At 64.5% G+C, this 5,547-nt stretch carries 8 protein-coding genes; 5 read left to right on the forward strand and 3 right to left on the reverse strand.

All coding sequences use genetic code 11. From position 1 onward, the window contains the following. Window positions 1-385 precede the first annotated feature (385 nt). Window positions 386-1,261 carry a replication initiation protein gene (locus ET21_RS0103635; protein WP_030538620.1) on the forward strand — a complete coding sequence of 292 codons (876 nt, stop codon included), beginning with the start codon at window positions 386-388 and terminating at the stop codon, window positions 1,259-1,261. A 68-nt stretch (window positions 1,262-1,329) separates the two neighbouring features. Here ET21_RS0103635 and ET21_RS0103640 read toward each other — a convergent pair whose 3' ends face one another. From ET21_RS0103640 to ET21_RS0103650, 3 genes are all read right to left on the reverse strand, one after another. Then, window positions 1,330-1,608 carry a hypothetical protein gene (locus tag ET21_RS0103640; RefSeq protein WP_030538621.1) on the reverse strand — a complete coding sequence of 93 codons (279 nt, stop codon included), beginning with the start codon at window positions 1,606-1,608 and terminating at the stop codon, window positions 1,330-1,332. Between the two features lie 17 nt (window positions 1,609-1,625). After that, entirely contained in the window at window positions 1,626-2,267 is a 642-nt protein-coding gene (locus ET21_RS0103645; RefSeq protein WP_030538622.1) for an AAA family ATPase, read from the reverse strand. Window positions 2,268-2,341: 74 nt separating this feature from the next. Next, a complete protein-coding gene (locus ET21_RS0103650) occupies window positions 2,342-2,974 on the reverse strand; it encodes a transcription elongation protein SprT (protein WP_030538623.1) in 633 nt (210 codons plus the stop codon). A 473-nt stretch (window positions 2,975-3,447) separates the two neighbouring features. Here ET21_RS0103650 and ET21_RS0103655 point away from each other — a divergent pair, with 473 nt between their 5' ends. The 4 genes from ET21_RS0103655 to ET21_RS0103670 form a co-directional block, all read left to right on the forward strand. Beyond that, window positions 3,448-3,675, forward strand: a complete 228-nt coding sequence (locus ET21_RS0103655) for a DUF4160 domain-containing protein (RefSeq protein WP_030538624.1) — start codon at window positions 3,448-3,450, stop codon at window positions 3,673-3,675. Next, window positions 3,672-4,124: a DUF2442 domain-containing protein gene (locus tag ET21_RS0103660; protein WP_030538625.1), complete on the forward strand. Its 453-nt coding sequence runs from the start codon at window positions 3,672-3,674 to the stop codon at window positions 4,122-4,124. Before ET21_RS0103655 ends, ET21_RS0103660 begins: the two co-directional genes overlap by 4 nt. A 5-nt stretch (window positions 4,125-4,129) precedes the next feature. Next, entirely contained in the window at window positions 4,130-4,765 is a 636-nt protein-coding gene (locus ET21_RS0103665) for a histidine phosphatase family protein (RefSeq protein ID WP_037470206.1), read from the forward strand. Between the two features lie 125 nt (window positions 4,766-4,890). Then, window positions 4,891-5,547 (forward strand): NAD(P)/FAD-dependent oxidoreductase (locus ET21_RS0103670; protein WP_202807113.1); only part of this gene is annotated, 657 nt, incomplete at its 3' end.

A 5,547-nucleotide genomic window follows, 5' to 3' on the forward strand; every position in this document is an offset into this window, starting at 1 on the left:
CAATCTCCGCCAAGCATGCTCAAGCTTCACGATTTTTGCAACAGAGCCCCAAAACTCACCGTTTGCCTTCTGATTCAAAGATTCTTCTTAGATTCAAGATTCGGGGGTGCGCAAACCCGTAGAAAACCAAGGAAAACGGCCTCGAAAAGTGAGTGTTGGGGTCGAGTCGCGTGAGTTTTGGGGTAGCCAAAAGTGAGCTTTGGGGTCGGTTAAGGTGAGTGTTGGGGCAGAGTCGGGTGAGCTTTGGGGTATGCCCGCTCGCGACGGTGAGTTTTGGGGTAGCCCCTCCCCTGCGCGAACGGCGAGCCGGACGATTTGCATAACTCACCGTTCGTTATTAGGGTGAGCCGATGCAAAGAGTCTCCTCACCGTTGGAAGTGATCGCATGACGCAAGCTGTCCTGGCCGATACTGCTCGAACATTGACGCAGCGCGGTCGCGGCAACCCGTTCGATCCCGCCAATTACGGCGAAATCGTCAAGCCCGGCGAGCTGGTCGATATTGTCGAGCTGTCCCCGCTCACCTTGGTTGATCGGCGCATCTACAACCTGCTGATCGCCAATGCCTGGGATCGGATCGGCGAGCCGGTCATTCATCGCATCGCCAAGTCGGCGCTCAAGGGCACGCACCAAGGCAACGAGCGCATCGAAAGCTCGCTGCTACGCTTGATGGGCACGATCGCGATCGTCACCATCCGCAAGGCCGGTAAGAGCTTCAAGCGGCGTGTCCAGCTCCTCGGCCCGAGCGACGAAAGCCTCGAAAAGGACGGCTTCCTCCATTACCGCATCCCCGAGGAGCTGATCGAGATACTGCGCAACAGCGAGGTCTATGCGCGGCTCAAGACGCAGGTGATGTATTGCTTCGAGTCGAAGTACGCGCTCTGCCTCTATGAAATGATCGAGCGCCGCATCGGGCTCGAATATAAGCAATCCGAAGAGTTCACCGTCGCCGAACTGCGCGGCCTGTTGAACGTCCCCGAAGGCAAGCTCGAACGCTTCGCCGACTTCAACAAATACTGCCTCAAGGTAGCGGCCGACGAAATCAACAAGCTCTGTCCCTTCTATGTCGAGTTCACCCCGATCAAGAAGGGCCGCAAGGTCGAGCGGGTGTCGATGATGTGGCTGCCCAAAACGTCCAGCGGGCGGCGCGACGCGCAAAACCTGATCGATCAGCACAGCATCGTGCGCCGCGCCAAGCTGCGCGGCGGCATCCCCGAAATGCCGGTGCTGGTGGATTTCACCCTGCACGCCGCCGAACGGTGAGCCCCTACCCCAAAACTCACCGTTCGCGCGCTACGGCCGCCCAGCGCCGCCGGACCTTGCCTCGCGCCCTATCCCTCGCCGGCGTCTAGCGCGCGGCTGACGGTGAACTGAATCCACGCGCTGCGGCTGATCCCGCGCCGTTTGGCCGCCGCATCGACCTTGGCGAGAAGCGCGCGGTCGAAACGCAGCATCACCGGCGACTTGCGCGGCTCGCTCCCCTCCCCCGCTTCCTCGGCCGCCGCGATCGGTGCGGCCGCAGGCTTGGCCGCGCCGGCGATGAAGGCGTCGGCCGCCGCGTCATCGGCCGGAGACTTCGGCTTGCTGTTCGGTTTACGGGCGATAGCCATCGACATGCACTCCGATATTATCGTGATATACAGACGGCAGCGATCAGCGCCGTCAGCTCATCGATCGCCTTGGGGTCGCGCGGGCTCTGCTCAAGGATCGCCCTGCCCTCGGCCGCCGCGTTCGGGAACGCCTTGCGCCGCACGATCGACGTCGGCAGCACCTCGATCCCCTCGATGTCGCCGATCATCTCCAAGGCCGCCTCATTGTCCGCCCCTTGCGCATCCGCCCCGTTGAGGATGGCGACGGCGCGCAGCCCCTCGTTGATCTCGCGCGCCTCGGCGACCAGCGCCGCGACCTGATCCAAGGCCCACACGTCAAAGCTGCGCGGCTGCACCGGGACCAGGAGCGTGTCGGCGACGGTGAGCGCGGCGCGCAGCGAGCCGGTGTCGCGCCCGCCCACGTCGATGATGATGTCGTCATATTTGCTGGCGAGCTGGCGGACCTGGCTGCGCAGCGCCGCGCCGGTGAGCGCGACGGCAGTATAGCCGGCCTCGCCCAATCGCTCGGTGCGAAGCTGGGTGAAGGTGAGGGCGGTGCCCTGCTCGTCGCCATCGACCAGCAATAGGTCGCGACCGGCGAGCGCCAGCGCGACCGCGAGGTTGACGGCGAGCGTGGTCTTACCGACGCCGCCCTTGGTGTTCCCTACTGCCAATATCATAGCGCCCTCGCTGTGCGTGCAATCGTTAATCGCTCCGGCATGATCTGTCCATCATTGTGATATACAGACGATGCTCACTCCTCCGGCTTGGGATCGTCGTCGTCGAGCGGGTCATGCTGCATCGGGCCATGCCCCTCGATCGGGCAGAGCGGCGCGCCGGCCTGTTCCAGCCATTTGCGCGTGGTCCTGACCGTATAGCCGCACGTCGCGCACTCGCATTTCAGCAGCCGGGTCGTCTGCTTCTTGGGCGCGGTCGTCTCGCCGGCGGTGTCGAGGCGGGCATGGGGGAGGGGGCCTGCCGCATCGAGGATCGGCGTCACGGCCATCAAGAACGCCTCGCCGGGGGTGGTGGCGCGCATCGGTCCGACCAGCCCTAGACCGACAGCAACCCGTTTAAACGCCTTTCCATGCCCCGCCGGGATGCCGACAGCGGTGTGGACCAGCTCGTGCGCGAGGATCGCCGCGATCTGCGCCGGCATGGCGTCGGGCGCGTGCGCGAGGTCCGGCCGGATGAAGATTTCAAAATGGCCGTCCGCGCTCCGCCGGTTATCCCAGCACTCGCCGATCGCCTTGCCTTTCGCGCCCCGACTGGTGAAGCCGATCGCGACGCGCACGCGCGCGGGCAGGGGAGCGTCCAGCGCCGCGAACAAGGAAGCCATGCCCAGCGCCACACGGTTGAGCCAGCTCTCGCGGTTGTCGTCGGTCATCGCATTTGCTCCTTCAAATCGCCCTGCAGGGGCGATGGCCTCGCCATCGCTCCGAGTTCGCGCGGAGCAGCGGGGGAGAGGGGGGCAGCGAGAATCTGACGGGGTGGTGCGGGCGCAAGGAGCGCGAGCGACTGAGCCACGGCCCGGCTGATTGTCGTTGCTGGGGGGAGGGGGCGGCGTCCCCCTTCCACCGCCAAGCCAATGGATCTCGCCGGTAACACCGGCGGCAGCAGGGCGGGGGCTCGCCCCGGCCCTCACGCGAGGATCGTCACGCGGATGCGCCGAGACGCCGGCACGGCGGCTCGGTCGGAGCCGTGAGGCGGAGATAGAGCCGTGCCCGTCAGGGCCGCGCCCATGCCAAGGATCGCTGTTGAATATCGTAATGATATATACATGATATCACATCTCTACCCATCGTCTGCCTTTGTCTATGCAACGCTTGCACCAGTGCATTCCTTGCACTACATAGAGGCATGGTCACGATGCATCGCGGTCCTCGCTGGAAGATTGCGGTCTACGGTCGCGATCATGGCGTGCCGCACTTTCATATCGAGGGCGTGGAGTTCCGCTGCTCGGTGTCGATCGCCGCATTCGAGGTGATCGTGGGAACGGTGCCGGCAGCGGTGTTGAATGACGCGCTGGAATGGGCGCGCCCCAATCAGGCGCTGCTCATGCAGACCTGGCAGGAGTTGAACGGATGAACGTCGCCGACAAGACCCGCACCATCGCCGACGTGCGAGCGATCGGGCCAGGATCGCTGCATCTGTCCTGGTCGGACGGGACGGCGACCAATCTCGATCTTGGCGCTGTTCTTGCCGACCGCGCCTTCGCCGCGCTGCGCGATCCGGAAGAGTTCGCCAAGGTCGAAGTCGGCGATTGGGGGCATAGCCTGGCTTGGCCCTCGGGCGCCGAGCTGGGCGCGGATGCGCTGTGGCTCGAAACGCTGTCGGCAACCGGGCATGGCGACGTCCGTGCGTTCCTTGAATGGCGGCTGCGCCATGCCCTGTCGCTATCGAAGGCGGCCGACGCGCTGGGAGTCTCGCGCCGAATGGTCGCCTATTACTCCAACGGCGAGAAGAAGGTGCCGAAACCGATTTTGCTGGCGTGCCGGGGCTGGGAAGCCAGCAACGGGCTATACCAGGCGGCCTGACCAGCATGAGGGCGATTTTCATCCGGCACGGCGAATCCACCGGCAACGCCGGCGTGCCGTGTCACGATCTCGCGGCGATCGAGCTGACGGAGCGCGGCCACGAACAGGCGCGCCAAGTCGCGGCGAGCTGGGCGCAAGCGCCCGCGCTCATCGTCACGTCGCCCTATACCCGCACCCGGCAGACGGCCGCGCCGACGATCGCGCGCTTTCCCGGCGTGCCGGTGGACGTGTGGCCGATCGAAGAGTTCACCTATCTGCAACCGGCGCGCTGGAACGGCACGCGCAGCGCGGAGAGGATGCCGCACCTTGAACGCTATTGGCGCGAGGCCGATCCTGATTATTGCGACGGGGAAGGGGCGGAGAGCTTCGCCACCCTGCTCCGGCGCTGCGAGGCGGCGCTGACGCGCCTAGCCGCCATGCCTGCGGACTCGCTGGCCTATGTATTCGGGCATGGGCAGTTCATCCAGGCCGCGCGCGCGATCGTCGCCGACACCCATCTGGATGACCGGGGCAAAATGCTCGGATTCTGGCGCAAAGGCGAGCCGCCCGTGATCGGCAACGCGGAACGGTTAGGATTTCATTGGGAAGATGACCGCTGGGCCTGCGTGTCCAGCTTCACTCCCGCCGCTGTTGCGACATAGGATTTTGCGACGGGTTTTCAGACGACGGTGCCTTCTCGCGCCGTTGGAGGTTCGTTTGCGGGAATGCTGGATGGTCATCGCGAACTGATCGGCATCTCATCGCTTCGTCTGATATGGAAACAGGAATGACGATGATGAACGATCATAGACTGGTCGTCGTGGGTGGCGGCGTGGCGGGGCTGGAGATCGCAACACGCCTTGCTGGCCGGCGATCCGGCAATCGACGATTGAGCGTCACGCTCATTGATCGCGAAACGGCATATGTATGGAAACCGATGCTGCACACGATCGCGGCAGGCACGTCGGACGCCGGCATGCAGCAGACCGTATATGCCGCGCAGGCGCTAAGCCACGGCTTCCGCTACGAGTATGGTGAGGCAGTAGGGGTCGACCGCCAACATCGGGAAGTCCGCCTCGCCGCGCTCGCATTTGACGGCGAAGACGTGGTGCCTGAACGCACCGTTAGTTACGATACGCTCGTGCTGGCGGTTGGCAGCCGGGCCAACGACTTCGGCACGCCCGGCGTCGCCGAGCATTGCGAAAGCATCGACAGCCGATCAGATGCCATCGCGTTCAATGACCGGCTGCGGGTCGAGCTACTGAAGGCCGTGGTGGCGGCATCGCCGCTGACGGTCGGCATCGTCGGAGGCGGCGCTACCGGCGTCGAGCTTGCTGCGGAGCTGGTCCAAGTCGCCGGGGTCGCTGAACATTACGGCATTGCGGGTGCGCCAAACGGCTCTGTTGCAAAAATCGTGAAGCTTGAGCATGCTTGGCGGAGATTG

The organism is Sphingobium sp. DC-2 (assembly GCF_000722555.1).
GTDB classification, from domain to species: Bacteria; Pseudomonadota; Alphaproteobacteria; order Sphingomonadales; family Sphingomonadaceae; genus Sphingobium; species Sphingobium quisquiliarum.